This window comes from Cytobacillus oceanisediminis (assembly GCF_003182355.1).
Classification (GTDB): Bacteria; Bacillota; Bacilli; order Bacillales; family Cytobacillaceae; genus Cytobacillus; species Cytobacillus oceanisediminis_A.
In genome coordinates this window covers 720,652-744,467 of sequence record NZ_QGTW01000001.1, presented here as the reverse complement: position 1 = coordinate 744,467, position 23,816 = coordinate 720,652, and the positions used below count along the sequence as shown (strand labels likewise).

The window sequence follows — 23,816 nt, the reverse complement described above, 5'->3', positions numbered from 1 at the left end:
CTTTTTTTTAAAACAAACGGGGCTGTTTAATTGAAGAATGAAGTTGAACGAAACAAGCAGAATCTATAAAAAAAGTTAAAAGAATGTTGTTTTAAATTTTAACAAACGAGATTTTAATTATAAGGTCAGAAGGTGGCAGTTGAATAAAAAATCTTCATTTTTAAGGATTAAAAGTAATAAAAAACAGACAGAAATCCTTTTTCTGTCTGTTCTAATTCTTAATATGAGTATGATTCTCCGTCTTCTGGTACGAAAACATGAGAGGAGATTCCTTTTTCACTAATAAATATTTTTAATTCTTCCCTTGATAATGTCCAATGATTTACAGCTTCCATATGGCTGGCAATAATTTTTGCAGCAGGTGCTGCCTTATGCACTTCATAAACATCATCTTTACCCATTACGAGAGAACCGCCTTCCAGGAATTGATTATCCCCAGCATTGACAACAATTATTTCAGGTTTATGTGTATCGATTACTTCTTGAACAGCTTCATACCAAACAGTATCTCCAGCCACATATAAAGTTTTTTCGTTTTGGTGTTTAAGGACAACACCACACACTAGACCAGCAAGTTTTAATATTTCTCCTCTACCGTGCTCGCCTTCTGTTTTAATTAATTGGATGTCTTCAAAGACTGTATCTTCTTGTAAAACTTCTACATTTTGAAAACCATCATTATTAACTGCTTTGGCATCATCCTCATTTTGTACAAACATTTTTATATGTTTTGGCAATGACTCTTTGGCTGCATCATCATAGTGATCTAAGTGTAGATGAGTTACAATAACAGCATCTACATTATTAATGATATCGTCTATGGAGGTTGGTAAGCTGACTAAAGGGTTATTTTGATCTTGTCTTAATGAATTGGGAAAGGGCGGATAAGTACCCTTTTCAGCCAAAAATGGATCAATTAAAAACTTTTTCCCTGCGTATTCGACAACTAATGTTGCATTTCGAATTTGTTGTATATTCATAATCATTAGCTCCTTTTCTTTAATGTACATATAGTTTATAATAAGACCATTTTTGAAATACATAGATAAAATCAAGTCTTTTTGCAGTTTCACTTGATTATTGAAAGGATCTGTATAAATGATAGATAGCACGGATATGCGAATTATAGATGAACTTACTAAGAACAGCCGTATCACGATGAAGGAATTAGGTGAAAAAGTCCATTTGACTGGACAGGCTGCTTCAGCCAGAGTTGTGAAGTTAGAGGATAATGGGATTATTGAGGGGTATACAATTAAAGTTAATCAAGTAAAAATGGGGTATTCAGTTCACGCAATTGTACATGTTTTTACGAAAAGCACGAATCATCAACCTTATCTTACGTTCTTACAAAAACAAGAACTATACGTCCTTAACAACTACAAAATCAGTGGAGAATGTTGTTACCTTCTAGAATGCAAATTTCCATCCAATAAAATATTAGATGAATTTTTGACAGACTTGAGCAATTATGTGAGCTATAAATTATCGATTGTCATTAATAAATAGTACATCAATAAAGGATGTTAGAAAAAAGCACTTAATCAAACGGGTGTTTAGATTAAATAAGAATAAAAAAACTCAGACATATTCTTTAAATTAAATTGCAACCATGTAAGCTTCCGGAATTCAACGAATGACCGAATAGGCAGCTTTCTGTCATTCGTTGAAGATTTATCATAACCGCAATTATTATGGAGGGCTTTTTTTTTGAATCGAAAGGGAATGTATGTTCTATAATAGTGAAATAGACTTCTTTTGTTGAGGTGTACAATATGAAAGTAATCATTGAAACAATATTGAACATTGTTGGAAGCAGAGGATTACGGCGTGGCGAGTTTTTTGTGAGTGATCGTGAATTTAAGGATAATCCGGATTTTGCTGTCAGTATTGTTGCTTATGAATGGATTCAGGAGCAGATGAAAGAAACCGGATTCCGTAAGACCTTTATTGAAAAGGTAAGCTGGGATGAGGAACATGACATTACAGATGAAGTAAAGCGAATTCAGCCGGTAATTGAAGATGATTTGCCTTTTTAAAAAGGTTAAAGCGTTCCTAAAAGATAAGAACATTAATCATTCATTCCTGCACTAATAACTAAGATAATTAATCCAATTAAGCATGGGATCACCTTTCATTCGAAAGGCTGTTTTTTTGTTAATAATATTAGTTCAAGAAGGATACTGCAGACTATTGGAGAATATATCCTTTGTCATTGGTTCTGCCTGTACCGCATAAAGCTAATGATGTGGGATTAAAACAGGAGAGGGGCTGATATGGATGGATCAGTTTTTTATAGATTTTCGAAAATTAAATTTTATTATGGTGAGAAATAATTAAGGAAGGGAATGTGTTAATGAGTAAAAAAGAGTTTTTATTAGATCAATTGGCAGTATGCCGTAACGAGGATAGCTGGATTCAACCATTAAGTACGGCATTAAAGGGACTGAGTTTAGAGAATGTATTGTGGAAACAAAATGAAGGATCTCATTCCATAGGTGAGATCGCGAAGCATCTTCACTTCTATAATGAGCGGTGGCTGAAACGTTTTAAGGAAGAAGAAGTGAGTCCGCCTGTAGAAAATCCAATTACGTTTTCTGCTGAAGGTTTTACCGAAATGAAATGGCAAGAACTTGTTCAACAATTAGACGAAGGATTAGCCGAGTGGCAACAAGAGATTGAGGCTGCTTCGGAATCAAAACTGCATCAACAAATCCCGCATTTTCCAGTAGATGCGCTATGGTGGGGTGCGATATCAAATTTGTGCACACATAACACTTATCATATTGGACAGATCATCTATATACGAAAAGCCCAGGGTTCCTGGAATAGTAAAGAGTAGAATGCAAAGAGGGCAGATACTATGGAGCGGAAAGAATACGAATGGGTCAAAAAGAATCGAGAAGTACTTTTGGACTTTTGCGTGGATTCCAATGGTTTTACGCGTGAAATGGGATTTCTATCAGGCAGATTAGTGGAAGGGAGATGTAAACCTCCCTCTTTTATATGTCACAATTGACACATATGGTGCACAGTCATGGAAATAAATAGGCGCCTAAATTAATATGAAATAAAAAAAGAAGCTTTAGAGCTTCCAAGTAGGAAAGTCAATATCTTTTTGTTTCTCATAATTTTTCATCCTGGAGTATGAGTTAGCTAATTTAGATACTATGAATCCTTGAGGGCTCGATGTTTCTACATGCCCTTTTAATTCCTCAATTCTAATTTTTGCAAACATATTTGCTACCTGAGCTAAATTTTCAATAGTATCCATTAATTCGGGGGAATCATTGTAATTACATTTAGCAGTGGAGTAAATATAGTCAAGTTTATTTCCAATTAATTTAAGTGTTTCGATATCAAACTGTTCATTTTTCATTAGTCTCAACTCCCCATTAATAAAGCATATAGAATAAAGGGGATTTAAGAACTAAACAGAAAAAATAAAAATTATATCCTATTTGTGAACAATGCAAAGAAAATATGCACTAAAAAGAGAAGAGGTTATTAAACTTTGGGATGCGTTGATCCAAGAAGGATTGTCGCACCTTTTTGTTGAACTTATTGAACGAACGGGCTGGTAGTTTAATAAGAATATAAAATTGATAAATAGGGGGAGATTACATGATTTTAGAAGCTGTTATGTTACAAGTTAAGCCAGGTATAGAAGAGGATTATGAGGAAGCATTTCGTGAAGCATCAAAAATCATTTCATCAATGAAAGGTTATATATCTCACGAATTGCAACGGTGTATGGAAGTTAAAGGGAAATATTTATTGTTGGTTAGATGGGAAACATTAGAAGACCATACGGTTGGATTTAGACAATCGAAAGAGTATCAAGAATGGAAAAAGCAACTACATCATTTCTATGACCCTTTTCCAATAGTTGAACATTTTGAAAATGTAAAGCTATAAAAGGTTATTGAAGTAGTTGAATAAGAATTGATAGAAATTTACTGTTTTTTTATGTAATAATTTCAGGGGGGCAAATGATTAAGATCTTAAATAAGAATGATAACCTGGTTATTGTAGTTCACGAAATTTATGGAATTAATCAGCATATAGAGAATTTTTGTAAAAGAATATCAGAACAGGACTTTGATGTCATCTGTCCCAACCTACTGGAACGTGAACAGCCTTATGATTATTCTGAAGAAGAAATTGCTTATCAAAATTATATGGAGAACGTGGGATTTAATGACGCTGTTCATAAAATAAAGGATATTTTATTAGGTGTAAAAGATAAATACAATAAAATATATATGGTTGGATTTAGTGTAGGGGCAACTGTTGCGTGGTTGTGTAGTAAGGAAGAAAATCTCAGCGGGGTAGTGGGATACTACGGTTCAAGAATCAGGAATTACAAAGAAATTGTGCCACTAACCCCGACAATTTTATTCTTTCCTAAAGAAGAACCTTCCTTTAACGTCAATGAGTTAATTGAAAATCTGGATAAAAGCAATATAGAGATATATAAATTTTATGGAAAACACGGATTTAGTGACCCATACTCACCTAATTTTCATGCAAAATCAGCACTAGATGCCTTCAATCAAATGCTTTCTTTTTTTAGGAAACATTGAATGGTAAACTGGGCGTGTTTTTAAACAAAATGAGGGCTGCTGCAGCCCTTTTTATTGTTCAACTAAAGGGTGAGATTAATTAAGCAAGAGTTGACCTCTAAATAAAAAACTGGGTTAAATTTTCCCAAGCTCATCTATGTAATTATTGAAGGCTATTATTGACGTATACCATTCTTCTTTGCAGGTGCACTTGGTACATTTGCAGATGTACTTTCTATTATTTTATTATTTGAGCCCGATCGTACAGAAGAAGAAAATAATGATACTTTTATTGTTTTTGTTGGATTCGATTTATTTCGGCCAGCTGTTACATCCTATTTTTCGAATATCGCCGGGAAGGAACAAGGTTTCGTTGGTGGAATGAACTCGATGTTTACAAGTTTAGCGAATATTAGCGGACCAGGGGGGATATTATTTGATATAGATATTATCTACCCTTACTATTTTTGCGACTGTCATACTAGCTCTAGGGATCGTTTTGACTTTGTTCTGAAAGAAACCAGCAAAAGATCCTTCTTATGTTGTGAAGGTAGTATAGCAGACCTTTAATGAGAACGAAATCTCTGTAATATTATTAATTGGAACAGAAATTCTAAGTGAGGAAATCTATATATTGAGTCAGCTATTGAGAAAAAGAGTATTTGTGATGGTTACAGTTTTATTTAATTTTAAAATAATTCTGAATATTCCTTTACATAAATATTCCTTTTTAGTTATATTATAGTTAAGGGGAACATCTCCATAATTTTGAGCGGACTTATTGTCCTCATTAGGTTATAGTTTGTAGAGCTTTTACGTGAAGGATATGTGCCGGTAGATGACATTGTGGAGCTGCTTCAGCTTCTTCGGCTGGATTGGCTGAAGTGCGAGCAGATGCTAATCAACGAATTTACAGGCTTAGGCATCAGCCCTTTAAAATCTTGATAAATCGATGGAGTAAAAATTGGGGGGAAAGATTTGCTCGGTTAGATGAGTATTTACGTAAACTATAAGATAAGAACTAGGCTGTGCTGAGAAGGGAAATCTCTTGATTAAACACTAATGATAGCGGGAGGAATTAAATTGTCAGAAAACACATCAGTAAACAAATTGGTATCCAGGGTAGAGGGGATGGAACTAATTATTGAGCGGGATTTCGACGCACCACGGGAATTAGTCTTTTCAGTCTTTTCAGATCCCGTTCACCTGGCAGCCTGGTGGGGGCCGCAGGGATGGGAGACAGAAGTTCATGAGATGGATTTTAAGGTTGATGGTGCTTGGCTATATTGCATGACATGTGTTGATAAAAACCAAGGTGACTTCTTTGGAATGAAGTCCTGTGGTAAGGCGGTTTATCATGAAATTGTCGTTCCGGAAAAAATAGTTTACACTGATATGTTTACTGATACTGATTACAATGTTCTTCCAGAAATGCCTGAAACGGTTGTTAAAATGGACTTCTTAGAAAAAGAAGGCAAAACAACAATCATTACCCGGTCACAATTCTCTACAGCTGAAGCTCTCAAGCAAGTGGTCGACATGGGAGCTGTTCAAGGAGTCTCTTCACAATACGAGAGACTTGACAATTATTTATCCAACATTCAATAGAAATAGGTTATCCTTAAATTATATCTGGATATAGGAAAAAGTCCAAAGTGGATATCAAAAATTTAGCATTGGCGTTAATCCTGGTTAAGTAGGATAACGCTTTTATTTTTTTAACAATAGGCTCGAATTAGGTATATATTGTGAACAAATTCACTTAAACTTCCTCAGTTTAATACTCTTTTCTCACGAATGCTCGCTTATAGGGTGCTTAAGTTCAAGAACAGCTGTCAAACAAGGTGCTTTTTTTCAACAAACGTAAGCAGTTATATTTAAGAAGAACCTATTATATTGACATTTTTAGAGTTAAGCTAATAGACGAGATAGGGTTAAATAAATTAAATTGGACAGTCCATAAATCATGAAGACTATAGATATAATCTGTGCTAAGTTTCTCCAATCTTTATTGGTGATCTTTATTGAAAAACTATAAGAAATCACTCCAAGACATACGAGGATAAAGCTACTAATTAAATAAAGAATGGTAATTGCCATTCTTTACACCACCTATTTATTGGAAGTTATCTGTTTGATAATTATAGCATATGAACAGAGTAAGAAATGGTACAAATCCCCTTAAACAGGTGTCTTTTCAAGAAAAGGAACAGAACGGATTATCCGTAATGCATTCGAAACAGCTGCATCTGCAGGGGGGCACTTACGAGTATTAGTAAAGGAAATGCCTTAAACTATTCTATGTTCTTTTGGGATTCCATTTTCGAAGATATTAGTAAAGAATATCCTAACGTCCCAACGTATTCCTATCTTATAGATGCTGCGGCCATGTATCTGGTTAAAGATCCTGCAAGGTTTGAAGTGGTTGTAACATCAAATTTATTTGGTGATATATTAACTGATTTAGGTGCAGCGCTTGGAGGCAGTTTGGGACTTGCGGCTGGCGCAAATATCAATCCAGAACGTACCTATCCGTCGATGTTTGAGCCTATTCACGGATCAGCTCCCGATATTGCTGGAAAGGGTATCGCTAATCCATTAGCTGCTATTTGGTATATATGGGATTTGGGCGTTTTTTTATTATATTATATTTAACGTCAAGAAGGATTAAGGCTTATTTGTAAAAAGGTTTGATCGATTTTCTGTCTTTCCGCTTTCTTTATGGGAATTATAAGGATTTTAATAACCCTGATAATTAACCCTTTAGTCAGGTGCATCCGATGATCAAAGTTGCCTTTTGATGTGGTTTTCTTTTATTAAACTGAGGGTAATAAGAAAAAAATTGAGGTGATACTCTCATCCTTTAACTAACATATCCATAAAAAGAGCTGCCTAACAATGGCAGCTAAAGGGTGTTTTTATAGAGTTATAACAAACTCAGTTAAATTTATTTTAAAAAGGATATCATTTCAACTACTAAGGTTGTTAAAGATTAGATAAACATATTTACAAAGATAGCTGTAATAAAGCTTGCCATTGTACCGGCGATAATGGCTTTAAAACTCAGAGATGCAATTAGTTTTTTCTTTGATGGCGCCAAGGAGCCAAGGCCTACAATTAATTGTCCAATAGTAGACAGGTTTGCGAAGTTACATAATGCAACGGATAAAATCGCAACAGTTTGCGGAGTTAGTTGCTCTTGTAATTTGAGCAGGTCCTGGAAAGCAATAAGTTCATTGGCTGCAAGCTTTGTTCCGATAATGGAGGCAGCACGGAAAGCATCATCAACAGGAATCCCGACAAGTAAAGCAAAAGGAAAGAATACATAACCAAATATGGTAGCTAAATCCGTTCCAATGATGCCTAGAATGCCGTCCGCTAGTGCCAATAAACTGATAAACGCAATAAGCAAACCACCAATATTAGCGGCAAGCTTTACTCCGCTTACAGCTCCTTCCGAAATGGCTTCAAAAATATTTGAGTGTCCTGCCTGTTCCATTTTGACATCTTCAGTCGTATCAGACTGTTCTGTTTCAGGTTCCATGATTTTGGACATGACTATAGCGACAAATGGTACAGAGAAAATAGAAATGAGTAAATATTTAATATCAATACCCATTTGAGCGTAGGACAAAAGAATCGCACCACTTGCTGAAGCTGTGCCTCCAACCATAACGGTGAACAATTCCGAACGTGTCAGTCTTGCCAGATAAGGCTTAATTAGTAACGGGGCTTCTGCTACTCCTAACATCGTGTTGGCAACTGTATTAAAAGATTCAACACGGGTGGTACCAAACACTTTACCAACAACCCAACCGAGTCCACGTACAACAATCGGGATGATTCGTAAATAATACAGAACTGAGACCAAAGCAGAGATAAAGATAATAACGGATAACACCTGAATCGCGAAAACAAATCCTACATTCGTTCCTTCTGCAAAAAAACCCCCAAATAAGAATTCAATGCCTGCTTGGCTATAGTTCATGACGTTTTGCACGCCTTGAGCAGTATTTGTAAGAATCCAGCGGCCAAGGGGAACATTGAGCATAAAGCAGACGAAAATCCCTTCTAACGTCACACCTACAATAATCGTGCGCCATTTGATGGACTTTTTATTCTTACTTAGAAGCCAAGCCAAAAACAGTATCCCCACCAGGGATAATAAACCATATATAATATTCATCATTAACCTCCTTAAAATAGCTTCATAGACGACTCCTTGTTGTCAGATGTCTGACTTCTTTATGGAAATAAAAAAGGTGCATTCTCTCGATCTATAAAGAAAGAAGAGAATGCACCAGGGTACACATATCCCGTGTCGCGCTCTAACTTTCCTTATAGTCCGGCATTTTACGGCTGCCGGGTAGAGACTTATGGACCATATTTCCATAGTTATATAAGGACGTATGAAGTTGATTTTTGAATTCTAACAGAGGTTTTTCGAATAAACAAGAGGCTAGTAAAAAGTAATATAATACTGAATTTTTAAACATGATCTATTGAACGTATCAATCAAATGAAGAGTCGTTTAGTTGAATTCCTTCTTCGACAAACATAAATCGTTAACTAAACACAAAAGCGCCTGGTTGGCAGCAAATTTTGAATATAAACACCTGTTTGCTGAAGCCCATTCACATTCACCTTGAAAAGTATAAGGATGAAGATTGCAACAACCTTTCTGCTCCACCTTTATGGTAAGGCATTCCGTTTCCCTTGAGTAAGGATTCTTAAAGATAGTGAATTTTAGGTTAATCGCATTAAAGGCTGAAACCAAACCCACCCAAAAAACGTAATAAGAGTTAAAAAGAGCTCATACAAGGGAGTAAACTAATGGACTATTTTGAAAGGGTTAAAGAAATTCAACAACTTCAATGGGAGTTATTTATTGACTATTGGTATTTTCATATTGGTGTTATTTTGGTGGGATTAGGTATAGTCGTGTTTTGGGTTATAAAGAAATAAATATAGGGCCTTACAATGTTATTCAGCTAAGGAGTGCAAGAACACCGAATCCTGCTGCAATCCAGGGAGTGTTTGTTATTGAGATAACAGGAATGGTTAGGGGTGCATTTTTCGGAAGTTACAAAATGAAACATAAGTTGATTTGGTTGTTCCAATCTTTAACTTTTGTGGGTATAGCATTATTTATTTTGTCATTTTTCGATAGTGGAAGGAGAATTTTTTAATAGATATTTAAGCTGGTTTGGAAGGGCCACTATGGATTGGTATAATAGGTAATTAATTTTAAAAAGATATGAAAAGAAACAAAAAAATAAAAGTTAGTTTCTTATTGCATTAACGGACAGTTAGTTGAATAAATAAATTGTTGATAAAATTTATTAAGAAAGATTTACGTCGAAGGGGGGAGAAATATAATATTGGTGAGTTCCTGCTTAGCGGGATTAATGGAGAAATGAATAAACTTGCAGAAGAAAATAAAGCTATTACAATATGTCCAGAATTACTAGGTGGGTTTTCAACTCCAAGAGAACCTGCTGAAATAATAGGTGGAAACGGAGAAGATGTACTCGAATGGAAAGGCAAAAATAGTTGAAAAATCAGGGAAAGATGTTACAGATCTTTACATAAAAGGAGCTTATGATACACTTGAAAAAGCTCTAGAAATAAATGCGACTATAGTGGTTCTCAAGGAAAATAGCCCATCCTGCGGCAGCTTAAAGATTTATAATGGCAAATTCATTGGTGAAAAAATTGAGGGGATGGGTGTTACTTCTGCTTTATTAAACAGAAATGGACTAAGAGTAATTTCAGAAGAACAATTTGCTGAAACCTATATTTAGCTGCTGGCTACAAGCATTATTACAGCTAAAATTAGTAGAGGCTGTTTGTCTCCAAATACCCTTTGAGCAGAGCAGTGCTGCATCTGTTCAGAGGAAAGTTTGTGAAAGAATGTACTTAAACTATGAAGTGCAAGAGTTAAAGATTCAGCTGCCAAATTTGGCGGCTTTTCTTCTTGTGCTAACAGTCCAGTACCAGCTAACAAAATTGCGAATGCATTTATGAAGAGTGTGGAAGGTGTTCAGACAGGCTAAGTTTTTTAAGTCTATTAAAATTCATTTATCTTTATAAAAGCTGCAGGATCCGTTTTCAGTTGGGCTTATATATATCACAGCTATACTTATTTCTACAATGATAACATTAATAACTAGAATACTTTGTGAAATATCTGAAATTGTATTGACAATCAGATATTCAAACCCTACTATTGATAATAGTTTTCATTATCACTTAGGAGGATCAACTTTTTATGTTAAACCCCAAAAATAAAAAACGATTTTTACTTATGTCTGTAATGGTTCTTATTTTATCTATCGCTTTACTTGGCTGCTCAAGTGAATCAGCAGAAAATGAAAAATCTGAATCTGCCACTGAAAGTGACAATATGATTACCTTTGCTTGGCCTAGAGATATAGGTGAATTGAATCCGCATATCTATAATCCATCTCAATTATTTGCTCAATCCATGGTTTATGAGCCTTTAGTTAGCTACCAGGATGGAGGAGAGTTAAAGCCGCATTTAGCAGAGTCATGGGAGATTTCCGAAGATGGGAAAGAATATTTGTTCAACTTACGTCAAGATGTGAAATTTACTGATGGCACAAATTTTAATGCAGAGATTGTGAAAAAGAACTTTGATGCTATATTAGCAAATGTGGATTTACACAGTTGGTTAGGATTTATTTCGAAGATCGATAAAACAGAGGTTATCGATGAGTATACATTTAAATTAACATTAACAGAATCATATTACCCTACTATTCAGGAGCTAGCTGTCGTACGCCCAGTTCGATTCCTGGGGGAAGCTGGTTTCCCTCAAGATGGTGACACTTCAAAAGGTGTAGAAAAGCCAGTTGGGACAGGCCCATGGGTATTAGATGAATATAAAGCAGATGAATTTGCTGTTTTTAAACGTAACGAAGATTATTGGGGAGAACTCCCAAATATAGAGAAAATTAAAGTTAAAGTCATTCCGGATGCTGAAACACTCGTACTTGCTTTCGAAAAAGGGGACTTAGACGTTGTTTATGGTGAGGGTGTTATCGGAATAGATTCTTTTAAGCAATTAGAATCCACAGGTTCTTATGGGAGCAGCATTTCAGAACCAGTCGCTACTAGACAGCTAGTTATGAATTCGAATAAAGAAAAGCTTTCAGATGTACGTGTTCGTCAAGCGTTACATTACGGATTTAATAAGCAAGCAATGGTTGAGGGCGTGACATCTGGTTTGGAAGAGAAGGCTGACTATATCTTACCAGCAAACTTCCCTTACACTTCAAATGTTGATGCAGCCAAGGTCGATTATAATGTTGAAAAAGCGAAGCAATTATTAGATGAAGCAGGCTGGAAGTTGCCAAAGGGTAAGAACATTCGTGAAAAAGATGGGAAACCGCTAGAAATCGAGTTAATGTATAACTCTGCTGAATCTATTCAAAAAACAATGGCTGAAACATTACAATCTGAGTGGATGGGATTAGGCGTAAAATTAAATATTGTTGGAGTTGAGCTTACCACTCAAGTTGAAAGATTCAAAGCGAATGAGTTTGATATGAACTTCTTCAGTAACTATGGCGCTCCATATGACCCACATACTTTCGTAAATATCGTTGCAACAGAAGGTTTTGGATTTAGAGAAGCTATTTCAGCTTATTCTAATAAAGAGGAGTTACTGAACCAAATCGCTCAGGTTACACAAACAACAGATGAAAATGAACGTCAAGAACTATACACGGCAATTTTAGGCTCACTACAAGAGCAGGGTGCCATTGTACCTATTTCGTATGTTAAGAAAATAGCAGTTTATCAAAAGGATGTTTCTAATTTTACATTCCCTGCTAATCGAGATGAACATCCATTTACAGGAATTAGTATTAAGAAGTAACGACAGGAGCGTTTTTCATGGGTACTTATGTCTTGAAACGAATATTCACCATCGTTCCAATCTTTCTTTTGGCCACTCTACTAACATTTGGAATGATAAACCTATCACCGGTGGACCCGGCAGAGGCATACTTTGCTGCTGCACATATCCAGGCAACAGATGAGATGCTGGAACAAAAAAGACATGAGTTCGGCTTAGATCAGCCTCTCTTTATCCAATATGTGAATGCCCTTATTAAGATATGCCAATTTGATTTTGGCATATCTTATGTTACGAATAAACCTGTATGGGAAGAGATTTCCTATCGAATGCCGGCAACTATTCAGTTAACGATAGGCAGTCTTTTGATTGCAATCCTGGTAAGTGTCCCTATAGGGTTTTTAGCAGGTATAAAGAAGAACAGTGGAATTGATCATTTTAGTCGTTTCCTCTCTTTTATAGGGGCATCCATCCCATCATTTTGGCTTGGATATTTATTCATTTTTTTCTTTTCTGTAAAACTAGACCTTTTCCCGGTAGAAGGTACGGGAACCTGGAAACATTTAATATTACCTTCAGTCACATTGGCTTTCCCGTTAATCGCTTTATATACCCGACTGTTACGTGCAAGCGTCCTTGAAAATTTACAAGAATCTTATGTGCTCTTTGCGCGGACGAGAGGGATTCATGAAAAAATTATAATGGGAAAGCATGTATTAAGAATTGCCATTTCCCCTATGATTACCGGACTTGGAATGAATTTAGGAAACTTAATGACTGGAGCTATAATTGTAGAGGCAGTCTTTTCATGGCCAGGGTTTGGGCGGTTTTTTATTGAGGCTATTTTTAACCGTGATGTTCCTGTTATTCAAGGCTATGTACTGTTAGCAGCGGGATTATTCCTTATTAGTAACTTAATTGTCGACCTTATCCAAATGTATATTGATCCGCGTATTTCCAGAAAAGGAAGGCAGTACCAATGAAAGCAAAGTTTCGTGATATGTTAAAAAGTCAGAAAGTAATTGTCATTTGTTCTTTAATACTGTGCGTTTTATTTTTGATCACAATCTTTGCTCCGTGGATTGCACCTAATGACCCTATCGCTGTCAATTTAACTCATAAACTACAGCAGCCTTCACTGGATTACCCATTAGGAACAGATCATTTAGGCCGATGTACGTTTTCGCGTATCCTATATGGTGCACGAATTTCAATAGGGTTCGCTATGCTAATATTTATTTCAGCTTTAAGTATTGGTTTGATCATTGGTATTATTGCGGGGTATAAAGGTGGTTGGGTTGATCAATTGTTAATGAGATTCGGTGATGGTCTGATGGCGATCCCAAGCCTTTTGTTTGTTCTTGGTTTTGTTGGTATTTGGGGAGCGGGTCTTAAACAAGTCATTTTAGGATTAATTCTCGTACAATGGGTTTATTACGCAAGGGTAATTCGAGGAATGGTTCTAAGCTTGAAAGAACAGAACTATATTACTGCAGCTAAAATCAGCGGTTCTTCTACATGGTCCATCATGAAGAAACATATTATTCCTAATGTTCTTCCATCACTGGCTGTAATGGGAACATTAGAAATGGGCTGGGCGATTATGAATTTGTCATCAATGTCCTTTTTAGGCTTAGGTGTACAGCCACCTATACCAGAGTGGGGGGCAATGATTCATGAAGGGAAGTCATATATCAGAACACATCCAGCATTAATGATTTATCCGGGTTTAATGATTATGCTAGTCGTTGTTACCTTTAATTTATTAGGTGAATCACTATCAGAACGTTTTGGGGTTAAACGCCGCTAATGAAAAAGGACTGTTGAAAAATGGAAGTAAATGACCGAGACATTTTAAATGTAAAAGACTTACATGTGCAAGTAAAAACCGATAATGGGTCCTCAACACTTGTTCAGGACATTAATTTTGGAATTGAAAAAGGGAAGATCCTAGGTCTCGTTGGGGAAAGCGGCAGTGGCAAAACGGTTACAAGTATGTCTATCCTACAGCTGCATGATAAGAAGAATATGGATATTAGAGGGAGCATTACACTGCAAGGCAGGGAATTGAATGGTCTGGAAAACAAAGAAATGCGGAAAATTCGAGGGAAGGATATTGCTTTTATTATGCAAAATCCGATGAATGCTTTTACTCCCGTTTTTACGATTGGCCATCAATTTATTGAAACGATTAAATCTCATACTCTATTAAATAAAAAGCAGGCTAAGAAGCTTGCGATTGATGTAATGGAAAGTGTAAATTTGCCAGATCCCTATAAATTGTTAAAAAACTATCCTTTTCAATTAAGTGGAGGTATGCTTCAACGAGTGATGATTGCCATGGCTGCATGCTTACAGCCATCCGTTATTATTGCCGATGAGCCCACTACAGCACTTGATCTTCATAGTCAATTATTAGTACTGCGCCTATTAGATAAAATTCGTTCAGAATATGGAACATCTATTTTACTCATTTCTCATGATCTTGGAGTTATTTCAGAGATGGCTGATGATGTAATTGTGATGCAACATGGGAGAATAGTAGAAACTGCAAATGTGTTAGAATTATTTGATAATCCCCGACATGAGTACACAAAGAAGCTGTTAAGGACAAGACCAACCTTATATTCTCAAAAACAACCCTATACTTATATGTTGTAATGGACCGATTGAAATTTCCAAGGGGGTGAAACCATTGAGCTTATTACAGGTAAAACAAGTAAATCTTAGCTTTCATTCAAGGAAGCTTTTTAAAGGGAAGGATCAAACAAATAAAGTTCTTAATGATATTTCCTTTGCTATTGATGAAGGAACATGTTTGGGCTTAATTGGTACAAGCGGAGCAGGTAAAAGTACCTTAGGGAAAGTAATTCTCGGGATTCAGCGTCCACAGCAAGGCCAGGTTTTGTTTCAAGGATATGACATTTATAATACCGATAAAGCTACCCAGCATAAAATACGCCGCGACCTCCAAGTTGTATTTCAGGACTCATATTCAGCTGTTAATCCCCGAATGACAGCCGAACGTATTATAAGCGAGCCATTAGAGAACTATGAAAAACTAACTATGGGAGAACAGAGAAGAAGGGTTATTGAGCTATTAGAAAGAGTAGGCTTAAATGAAAAGGATATAAAAAAATACCCGCATCAATTTAGTGGCGGACAATTGCAAAGGATAAATATTGCCAGAGCAATTGCACTTAAACCGAAGTTGATCGTCCTTGACGAATCAGTAAGCAGTTTAGACATGGTTACACAAAGCTTAATTTTACAATTATTAAACGAATTAAAGGATGACTTCGGCTTATCTTATCTTTTTATTACACATGATATTAAAGCAGCTTTTTCAATTTCTGATCATATTGCCGTCCTTGAAAAGGGAGAATTGGTGGAGCATTACGATTCAAAAGACCAATTTTTTTCCTCCAAACACCCTGTAGTTAAACGATTAAGAGACTCCATCCTTGCTGAACACCCGCGTTTTCGTACACTTACGACCAGGACAAACATGGTATAATACAAAACAGAGAATCGGCTGCCTAAATATCGTGAAGTCAATAAAACGAATGCATAAATGTCACAACATATTAAAATGCTGTGACATTTTTATTGTTTGAAGGGGAAAGTTATATGAGTTTACAAAGTTCTGCGTATACAAACACTTTACAAGCATCTCTAACGAATAAACAATATATGGCTTTAGCCGTGCCGATTATTATATCACAGATGACGACACCCTTCCTTGGAGCAGTTGATACGGCGGTAGTCGGACAGCTCCCTAATCCAATCTTTATAGGTGGTGTGGCTGTTGGCAGTTTAATATTTAATACTTTATACTGGGTGCTTGGTTTTTTAAGAGTAGGCACATCAGGTTTCACCTCTCAGGCTCACGGTGCCAATAACCATGTTGAATTACTGTACTCCTTATTCAGACCAATGTTTATTGCCATGGTCATCGGCGGATTATTTATTCTGTTTCAAGAACCTATTAAATGGGCAGCTTTAAAGATCATAAACCCCACTTCTGGTGTAGCTGGCCAAGCTGCATTATATTATGATATTCGCATTTGGGGTGCCCCCTTTGCTCTAATGAACTATGTTATTCTTGGATGGCTAATCGGCTCTTCATATGTAAAATTAACTGTATATCTGCAAATAGGGATGAATGTAATAAATATTTTGTTGGATGTTTTGTTTGTTACTAGCCTGAATATGGGGGTTGCGGGTGTTGCCGCAGCAAGTCTAATTGCAGAGGTTGGAGTAATGCTAGCAGGAATCTTCATTTTATTAAAGCTGAAACTAGTAGACATCAGGTCCGTTCATTTAGTAAAAAACATTTTTGAAAGAACAGTATTTATAAAAATGATTAAGGTGAATCGCGACTTGTTTATTCGGTCAATTTGCTTGTTAGCTGTTTATACGATCTTTACTTCAAAAGGAGCACAGATGGGGGAAGTGGAGCTTGCTGCTAATGCAATTTTGTTTCAACTGCATTTTATTATGGCTTATTGCTTAGGTGGTTTTGGAAATGCAAGCAGTATATTAATTGGCAGAGCTATCGGTTCAAATAATAATCAGTTGTTTTCAGATACGATAAAGCTATCTGCAAAGTGGGGAACAATTTCAGGAATTGTATTATCATTATTGTTGTTTATTTGTTCTTCGGTTATTTATCCTCTTTTTACTTCAATTGAAGAAGTAATAGAGTGCATTTTGCAATACCAGGGCTGGCTTTTATTATTTCCTATAGCAGGGTTTTGGGGAATTATCCTAAATGGGGTGTTTTCTGGAGCAACAGAAGCGGCTCAAATTAGGAATTCATTAATGGTTTCTATGATATTTTTTATTGTCCTAGTATACGTACTAATACCGGTACTTGGCAATCATGGTTTATGGCTATCATTTACCCTATTTACTCTTTCGCGTTCTCTTGTTTTAGGTTCTTATTTACCTAAAATGTCAAAGTCGCTGTTTTAATGAAAGAAGATTCCACTTTGTTCATTTTTCTGTGCTTTTGAGAAGGAATGTACTTAAACTAATGGGGGTATTTCTGTTAAAGGGGCCCTTTTTTAAAAACGATTTAGTTTAGTTTTAATAAACTTTGTGCATATAAAACACTAATGGTAAGAAAGAGGCTGTTCTTTTAAGTATCACATACTTAAAGAACAGCCTCTAAGTTATTATTATGGGATGGCATAAACTTCTACAGTGAAGCTTTCCCCATTCGTATTTTCCGGATTAGCGATATAAAGATCCCCGCTGGTTTCGATTTCTGTTTCCGATCCATCCTGGAGGTCATAAAAAATGGTTTCATCTATGCCTAAATTGATGTCTTTCATGACATCAAACTTAGCATCAGTTGGTCCATCGACGATTTTCCACTGTAACTTGGTCGCATATGAAGGTATGTTCTGAATAGAGAAGTTATCGCTGGAACGATGGTCCTGACCGTCTTGTGGCTGGCCTTCAGAACGGATCGTCGCAATTTTCTCAGGGGCTTCGACCTGGACGTGGAATCGGTCTCCGTCTAATATACGGTCATACGCGTACCAGGTACCTAGCCAGGTCCCTGCAGCTTGATTGGAGTCCGATGAAATAAGGCTCACAGAAAAATTATCCGATCCATTCGTCGAGGAGCCTTGCCAGGTGGAAGCGAACGGATACTCGTCACAATCCTTGCCGGTCCGATCCTCATCTCTGAACTCCCGCTCACAAGTGCTTCTTGTCTTTGACCTGTTGCGGTTGTATTCATCCGGATGGCGTTTCGTATACATCCGTGTCAACGTGCTGTCCCCGACTTCGCCCGGTATCTTCTTTCCGATCATTTGAGGCTTAGTCTGTTCCGGGTGATCCATCGCGAACTTCCAATGCTGGCCGGCTTCAGCTAACATCGAAAATTCCGGTTTTGTGATTGGGACGTTAAAAATGGGTGTGGCTTTGCTGAATACGGCTCCTTGCCAGAAATATTGATTAGGGAAAGCGAACATATATTTTGCAGAATCGTAACGAACTGTCTGTTTAATGCCATCAATGCTCTTTTTGAATTTCCTTGGTGCATGTGTAAGGGTAAGTTTTGGCCAAAATTCCATGTAGCCCAACTGGTCAGGGTTTGAATCAGTTGAAGGGGGCGCTTCTGATGTGAAAATTTCTGTACTGAAGTTCGTGTTTTTCCATTGGGCGATCGTTCGTTCCGTAGCTGGATAGTCGGGATCCTCTTTACAGTCACCTGCATTCAGCTTGGATTCACACATCATATCAATTTTCAGTTTGGCTCCGTTTAGGGATGGATGCGTCACGATGATATCATCAAGTGTATAATAGACCCTCATTTTCCTGCTTTGGTTGGAGCCATAGCCTATTTCAGTGAATTGAAATTGAACGCCTTCATTAAAACAGAACCCGCCAATGCATTTTACAGGGACTTGATATGTTGCAACATGGGACCAGCAGAAGGAATAACGGTTCTTGATATACCCTGTTTCTGAACTGCTGTCTGGACTTCTCTGGCATTCTTCTGTGGTCAGGATATGATCATAGTCAAATTCAGGGGGTGTCCATCCGGCTGCCGTCTTGATTGGAGGAGCCATGTTCGCTTTGTAGGTTGCGTTACTTTGCTGGTCTTCTTTCATCAATTCATCTAATGTCTGAATGCCTTCTTTTTTCTGGATCTGATCTTGCATGATCCCAAGTTCTCCGATGGACTTTCCTTGCTGCATCAGTTCGGTTGCCTTTTCAATCTTCTCCTTGTCATTTGGGAGCCAATAACCTCCGCCTTCTGTTTCGGACTTCGCTTGTGCCGGTGAAATCATTCCCATTACCAAAAACAAAAGAAGTATAGCTATAACAATTTGTCTGTAAAACCTGGACATCTAATCCCTCCCTGATTTTTTGATTTGGAATAAATGTTGGCTTAGACATAGATGGAAGGGATTTTCCTCCCGGACAATAAATTAGATCCATTATTTCGATAACATCCAAATCGTTGACAGGATACTACAGAAAAAAGAAATCTACAATATATTCCAAGGGAAATACAACCAATAACCTACAATAATTCCCAAAATAATTAGTGTACTAGGAAAAAGGGGTCGTATAAAAAACCCTTTAATTTTATTCATAAAGATCTTCAACCATCTGGTGCCTTGCCGAAACAAGGAAAGTTTCTTCTTTGTGTAAATTTTTATTTAATGGAAAAGAACCTCGAACAAAACTGAAAACTTTATGTTAATACAGAAGTGAGATTAAAATTTTCTTACGGTTGTCCTATAATAGTAGGTAAAAAACTCTATGGAGGTATACCCTTGGTTTTGGTCTATATCTTTTTAGGAGTATGTGATCTTCAACTAATGGGGTGCAAGAGCTTAAGGTTCAGCTGCCAAAACAGGCGGCTTTTTTCTTTTTGAACGAAGGGGCAGGTTAATTTAATAAAATATGGTAGTTTTGATGTATTAGAAATGATGGAGAATAGGGAAGTGAAGCAAAGTTAGCAGGGAATCAGCTAAGTATATCTCACAAAAAACTCCTTCGTATACAGGGAAGTACTGATCCAGAATGGTTAAATCAGCAGTTTGTCTGTGCCTATAATGTTTCCGGGCTATTATTTAATGTGACGAAGCAAAATAAAAAAGCCGCCAAGTCAAGCGGCTTGATCATTAACAATGGTCACTTTCCCCAGCGAAGGACGATGGCTCCCCAACCGAGACCTGCTCCATATCCCACAAGGACTACCAAATCCCCGTCCTTTATCTTACCTTCCTTCACTTCCTCATGGAGTCCTATTGCTACCGTAGGTGCTGAGGAGTTACCGTAATATTGAATGGTTTTGGTGTGTACGTTTTCCATAGAAAATCCCAGCCTCTCGATCCCTTCTTCGATGATACGCAGATTGGATTGGTGCGGGACGATGAAATCTACATCCGACAGGCATAAGTCCGATACTTCCAACACTTTATGCACCGCTTTCGGAAATCGGTCCACAGCGAATTCGTAAACGGCCCTTCCGTCCATCTTGATGTTCTTGTTTTCATCGAGATGGAGGTATTTCCCTCCGCTTCCATCCATCTGCATATGGATGCCAAGGATTCCCTTGTTATTTTCCACCCTTCCCACAACAACAGCCGCTGCCCCGTCAGAAAACAGCAGAGCGGTCTTTTTGTCCATCGGGTTCAAGAGGGAAGAGCATTTGTCGACGGCAATTACCAATACATATTTGTATAACCCCGTCTGGACATACTGGGCGCCCGTCGCCAAAGCCGTGATAAAGCTGGAGCATCCCGAGTGAAGGTCCAGACCTGCGCATTGTGTGGCGCCGAGCCTCTCCTGTACTAGTGCCGCCGTAATGTGGGTGTCATGAGTGTTTGTACCGATGATGACCATGTCGATTTCACTCGAGTCGACACCAGCGTCTTCTATTGCCCTCTTGCCTGCGATTTCGCACATGTCCGTAAGGGAAGCGCTAGGAGACTCGTAGCGTCTTTCCAAAATGCCTGTCTTCCTGTAAATCTCTTCATTCGTAATGCCGAATCGTTTTGATATCACTTCGTTTGTTATGACTTTCTCCGGGATGTTTACTCCGATTCCAAGTACGCCTGCACTGTACATTAACCAAAACCTCCATAAGTTAATATTTTCCATTACATTTTATCACAAAATTCTACATTTTCTGGAATAATTATATATTTCAAATTAATTGTAGGCTTGAAAGTACAGCCATTCCTTCTTCTGTTCAGCTCCAGACGAAAAATCCTGTTAGCAATTGGCGGTTAAGTGTATAAAAAAATTCAGCAGGATCTTACATTACTAGAAACCCCCTATTAAAAGCAGGTGGAAGATATAGCAAGGTACACTAGGAGTGAACTTTTATTGATTAAAGAAAAAAATGGAAGTTCAAAAGGAGAAAGATACTTAAAAGGAGAAATTATTATTAATAAGAATTTAAAAGGAGACTAAATAATGGGTGAGAGATTATTAAGGGTAGGAACAACATACATACCAGTAACTGATGTAGGCCTTTCTTCTGATTGGTATATAAATAAATTAGGAGCAGAGTTAAGCTACAAAGATCAAGACAAAGCTATTTTAAATTTTGCCAATCAAAGCATTTTCCTTGTGAAGGCTAATGAAAATCAAAGCTCCAATTTCTTTGATATTTACGGTAATGAGCATTTTTCTTTAACATTTGAGGTTAACGGATTAAATGCATTAGAAACAATTCATAGAGACTTTAAGCAAAATGAAATTAGAGTCGAAGAGATAGAAAACAGAGGACACTCTGGAAGAAATTTTGTTTTTTATGATTTAGATGGTAATAAATTTGATGTATGGAGTGAACTAAGTCCATTTTTCAAAGAAAATATCTTGTTTCCCAATAGATAGCTAAAGGAGGCGATGTTTTATTAAAGCATCGCAGGTTCATTTTGAATTTGCATTGCGATAAAATAATCTTATTCTTTCTTTTTAGAGCCCATGAAGACAACTAGGCTGGAATTTATAGCGGAATATGAAATGCAGAGAACAAGGGCCATATCGTGTTGCCCGAGGATATTGGAGTTTTGGCCTTGCTTCTTCAACACATTATCTTTTGTTTAAAATACAGACATATGCCTTATCTGGACTGTCCATGCGGGAGTAAATGCTGAATATTTCTACGTTCAATTTCACTATACAATAGTTCTATAAAGTTATCGTTTATATTTAGCTTTACAGCATTATGATACGAAGAAATTAATAACTCATCTGACATTGTTTGAACCGTCAATTTTCGCCCTCCTAAAATCCTTCAATCAGTGAATAAACACACAAACATTATTATCTAAATTAATCAAAAAAAAGGAAATAGTTCCATAAACATTGTAACGAAATTGTAATAAATATTACGTAATTTTTGGAATTTCGACTAAAGGAATCAGCAGATTAAAAACTAAGAGAACTTAACTAATAAAGTGGACTTTTTATAAAGGGAGCATTTTTACTTGTTGCTGTATGGAGGTTACAATAAAGTAAAAAAGCTTTTTTAACGATCGGGCGCTTATATCGAGCAACGAGTGTCTTTGTAATGGGCCAGCATTATAAAATAAGGATTTCACGTAACTACCTCACTTTGTCATTCGAACAAACGGGCCAGATTGCGGAATAAAGGGAGGATTAGTTCTTCGGTCATACACTTAGTCCAAGTTTCGAAGAGATGCTGTAAAAGAACCAAGGATTAAAGTAAACTCTCCCGGAGGATTCCAATTATTCTATTACCTTCAGCAAAATAGATGGGTGAAAAAAGTCCAGAAAAAAAGGATATAAAGAATAATATGTAGAGTTGAGATTTGGAAGCAGGCTGATTAAGAGAAAACAAATTTAATTACTTCTTATCGTCCTAAAACTTTTTTTCAATTTTAAAAAAAGAGTGGAGTGAGCTAATGGAAAATAATCGGGCAAGGAAATTGTACGATTACCACGTTTGGGCTAACCAAAAAGTGATCCAACACTTGAAACAGCTACCTGATAGGATTTATAACGAGACAGTTAATAGTGTTTTCTCATCGATTTCAGATGTGCTGATTCACCTATTTGCAACAGACATTACTTGGTTGGAGACGATGAAAGGGAGTAGCTTTCAGGATACTGTTAAAGAAGTTGAGCGTCGAAAGTCAGAAGCATCAGGAGCGTCCATAGATAAACTTGAAGTGTTCTATGATGCGCTTTCAAAGGAATTTAACAGTTTTTTTGCAGAGCAGCAGGACCTAGAACGAATCATCATTACAGAGCACCCTCAATATGGTCGCTGTGAGTTCATACTTGCAGATCTTATTCATCATGTAGTGAATCATGGAACCTACCATCGCGGAAATGTGACAGCGATGCTGCGTCAACAAGGTGAACGAGGCGTACCTACGGATTATGTATATTTTCTTTTTGAATGTTAGCGTTTTGTGAATATGCCAAAAAAGGCCGATTGTTTAATAAGCGTCTCATTTCTTATTCAACTAAAGGGTGTAAGAGTTGAATGAACAAAGCTGTCATTTTGGCAGCTTTTTTTGCACTATCGGGGGAGTTTAATTTAAGAAGGACTAATTGTATTCTAATAGAATTAATATGATAAAAAAATGTCTGGGGAAAAAGTAGTTATTTATGCTTTGATTACGGTAATGTTGGTAGCTATTCTAAATCAAACCGCAGTAAGAAAGATAGTTAAAACGATGTTTAAAATAGGGGGTAAGAAACTTCAATTATCATTAAAAGCTATTAAGGCTTTATTGAACTAACGAGTGTTTGAGTTTAAGAGAGGGGGGCTGTGGCGAGTCATTTTTTATTGAACTAACGGGGAGTTAGTTTATATGTAATGATTCATAATTTGTTAGTTGCACCAATTTTTCCTG

General features: G+C 36.8%; 21 protein-coding genes, 3 pseudogenes and 1 riboswitch. Of the genes and pseudogenes, 18 read left to right on the top strand and 6 right to left on the bottom strand.

What is annotated here, in order from left to right; translation table 11 throughout:
- Positions 1-218: 218 nt before the first annotated feature.
- On the bottom strand, positions 219-980 hold the full coding sequence (locus DFO73_RS03515) for an MBL fold metallo-hydrolase (RefSeq protein ID WP_110063368.1): 762 nt from the start codon (positions 978-980) through the stop codon (positions 219-221).
- Between the two features lie 118 nt (positions 981-1,098).
- On the opposite strand from DFO73_RS03515, the gene DFO73_RS03510 reads away from it, so the two are divergent.
- From DFO73_RS03510 to DFO73_RS03500, 3 genes are all read left to right on the top strand, one after another.
- Entirely contained in the window at positions 1,099-1,509 is a 411-nt protein-coding gene (locus tag DFO73_RS03510; RefSeq protein ID WP_110063367.1) for an Lrp/AsnC family transcriptional regulator, read from the top strand.
- Positions 1,510-1,775: 266 nt separating this feature from the next.
- Positions 1,776-2,039, top strand: a complete 264-nt coding sequence (locus DFO73_RS03505; RefSeq protein ID WP_110063366.1) for a hypothetical protein — start codon at positions 1,776-1,778, stop codon at positions 2,037-2,039.
- 317 nt (positions 2,040-2,356) lie between these two features.
- Complete coding sequence (locus DFO73_RS03500) at positions 2,357-2,842, top strand: DinB family protein (RefSeq protein WP_110063365.1); 486 nt, start codon at positions 2,357-2,359, stop codon at positions 2,840-2,842.
- A gap of 243 nt (positions 2,843-3,085) precedes the next feature.
- Here DFO73_RS03500 and DFO73_RS03490 read toward each other — a convergent pair whose 3' ends face one another.
- The gene (locus DFO73_RS03490; protein ID WP_110063364.1) at positions 3,086-3,379 is read right to left on the bottom strand and encodes a hypothetical protein; all 294 of its coding nucleotides are present in this window, start codon (positions 3,377-3,379) and stop codon (positions 3,086-3,088) included.
- Positions 3,380-3,624: 245 nt separating this feature from the next.
- Between DFO73_RS03490 and DFO73_RS03485 the strand changes: the two genes are divergently transcribed.
- The 5 genes and pseudogenes from DFO73_RS03485 to DFO73_RS03460 all read left to right on the top strand — a co-directional run.
- Entirely contained in the window at positions 3,625-3,918 is a 294-nt protein-coding gene (locus DFO73_RS03485) for an antibiotic biosynthesis monooxygenase family protein (RefSeq protein ID WP_110063363.1), read from the top strand.
- Between the two features lie 74 nt (positions 3,919-3,992).
- Positions 3,993-4,586: a dienelactone hydrolase family protein gene (locus DFO73_RS03480; protein ID WP_110063362.1), complete on the top strand. Its 594-nt coding sequence runs from the start codon at positions 3,993-3,995 to the stop codon at positions 4,584-4,586.
- 264 nt (positions 4,587-4,850) lie between these two features.
- Positions 4,851-5,079: pseudogene (locus DFO73_RS03475) on the top strand (MFS transporter); the annotation flags it as partial.
- A 569-nt stretch (positions 5,080-5,648) separates the two neighbouring features.
- Positions 5,649-6,173, top strand: a complete 525-nt coding sequence (locus DFO73_RS03465; protein WP_258309201.1) for an SRPBCC domain-containing protein — start codon at positions 5,649-5,651, stop codon at positions 6,171-6,173.
- A gap of 577 nt (positions 6,174-6,750) precedes the next feature.
- Positions 6,751-7,178, top strand: a pseudogene (locus DFO73_RS03460) (isocitrate/isopropylmalate family dehydrogenase); the annotation flags it as partial.
- Positions 7,179-7,557: 379 nt separating this feature from the next.
- Here the strand turns inward: DFO73_RS03460 and DFO73_RS03455 are convergent.
- Positions 7,558-8,754: a NupC/NupG family nucleoside CNT transporter gene (locus DFO73_RS03455; RefSeq protein ID WP_258309199.1), complete on the bottom strand. Its 1,197-nt coding sequence runs from the start codon at positions 8,752-8,754 to the stop codon at positions 7,558-7,560.
- 132 nt (positions 8,755-8,886) lie between these two features.
- Positions 8,887-8,988, bottom strand: a riboswitch (purine riboswitch).
- Positions 8,989-9,398: 410 nt separating this feature from the next.
- On the opposite strand from DFO73_RS03455, the gene DFO73_RS29140 reads away from it, so the two are divergent.
- The 8 genes and pseudogenes from DFO73_RS29140 to DFO73_RS03410 all read left to right on the top strand — a co-directional run bounded on the left by DFO73_RS29140 (position 9,399) and on the right by DFO73_RS03410 (position 17,424).
- Complete coding sequence (locus DFO73_RS29140) at positions 9,399-9,530, top strand: hypothetical protein (protein ID WP_258309197.1); 132 nt, start codon at positions 9,399-9,401, stop codon at positions 9,528-9,530.
- Between the two features lie 410 nt (positions 9,531-9,940).
- Positions 9,941-10,369, top strand: a pseudogene (locus DFO73_RS03445) (DUF523 domain-containing protein).
- A gap of 467 nt (positions 10,370-10,836) precedes the next feature.
- Complete coding sequence (gene nikA, locus DFO73_RS03435; protein WP_110063357.1) at positions 10,837-12,468, top strand: nickel ABC transporter substrate-binding protein; 1,632 nt, start codon at positions 10,837-10,839, stop codon at positions 12,466-12,468.
- 17 nt (positions 12,469-12,485) lie between these two features.
- A complete protein-coding gene (gene nikB, locus DFO73_RS03430; RefSeq protein WP_110063356.1) occupies positions 12,486-13,430 on the top strand; it encodes a nickel ABC transporter permease subunit NikB in 945 nt (314 codons plus the stop codon).
- On the top strand, positions 13,427-14,257 hold the full coding sequence (nikC, locus tag DFO73_RS03425; protein WP_110063355.1) for a nickel ABC transporter permease subunit NikC: 831 nt from the start codon (positions 13,427-13,429) through the stop codon (positions 14,255-14,257). The genes nikB and nikC overlap by 4 nt, the downstream gene beginning before the upstream one ends.
- 20 nt (positions 14,258-14,277) lie before the next feature.
- Positions 14,278-15,108, top strand: a complete 831-nt coding sequence (gene nikD, locus DFO73_RS03420) for a nickel import ATP-binding protein NikD (protein ID WP_110063354.1) — start codon at positions 14,278-14,280, stop codon at positions 15,106-15,108.
- Between the two features lie 34 nt (positions 15,109-15,142).
- On the top strand, positions 15,143-15,964 hold the full coding sequence (gene nikE, locus DFO73_RS03415; RefSeq protein WP_110063353.1) for a nickel import ATP-binding protein NikE: 822 nt from the start codon (positions 15,143-15,145) through the stop codon (positions 15,962-15,964).
- Between the two features lie 113 nt (positions 15,965-16,077).
- Positions 16,078-17,424, top strand: coding sequence for an MATE family efflux transporter (locus DFO73_RS03410; protein WP_110063352.1), 1,347 nt, complete (start codon positions 16,078-16,080; stop codon positions 17,422-17,424).
- Between the two features lie 206 nt (positions 17,425-17,630).
- On the opposite strand, the gene DFO73_RS03405 is transcribed toward DFO73_RS03410, so the two are convergent.
- On the bottom strand, positions 17,631-19,316 hold the full coding sequence (locus tag DFO73_RS03405; protein WP_110063351.1) for a NucA/NucB deoxyribonuclease domain-containing protein: 1,686 nt from the start codon (positions 19,314-19,316) through the stop codon (positions 17,631-17,633).
- Positions 19,317-20,109: 793 nt separating this feature from the next.
- Positions 20,110-21,048 carry a 3-oxoacyl-ACP synthase III family protein gene (locus tag DFO73_RS03400; protein ID WP_110063350.1) on the bottom strand — a complete coding sequence of 313 codons (939 nt, stop codon included), beginning with the start codon at positions 21,046-21,048 and terminating at the stop codon, positions 20,110-20,112.
- A gap of 351 nt (positions 21,049-21,399) precedes the next feature.
- Between DFO73_RS03400 and DFO73_RS03395 the strand changes: the two genes are divergently transcribed.
- Entirely contained in the window at positions 21,400-21,822 is a 423-nt protein-coding gene (locus tag DFO73_RS03395; RefSeq protein WP_110063349.1) for a VOC family protein, read from the top strand.
- Positions 21,823-22,051: 229 nt separating this feature from the next.
- Here the strand turns inward: DFO73_RS03395 and DFO73_RS03390 are convergent, their stop codons facing one another.
- Positions 22,052-22,189: a sporulation histidine kinase inhibitor Sda gene (locus tag DFO73_RS03390; protein WP_110063553.1), complete on the bottom strand. Its 138-nt coding sequence runs from the start codon at positions 22,187-22,189 to the stop codon at positions 22,052-22,054.
- A gap of 667 nt (positions 22,190-22,856) precedes the next feature.
- Between DFO73_RS03390 and DFO73_RS03385 the strand changes: the two genes are divergently transcribed.
- A complete protein-coding gene (locus DFO73_RS03385; RefSeq protein ID WP_110063348.1) occupies positions 22,857-23,363 on the top strand; it encodes a DinB family protein in 507 nt (168 codons plus the stop codon).
- Positions 23,364-23,816: the final 453 nt, after the last annotated feature.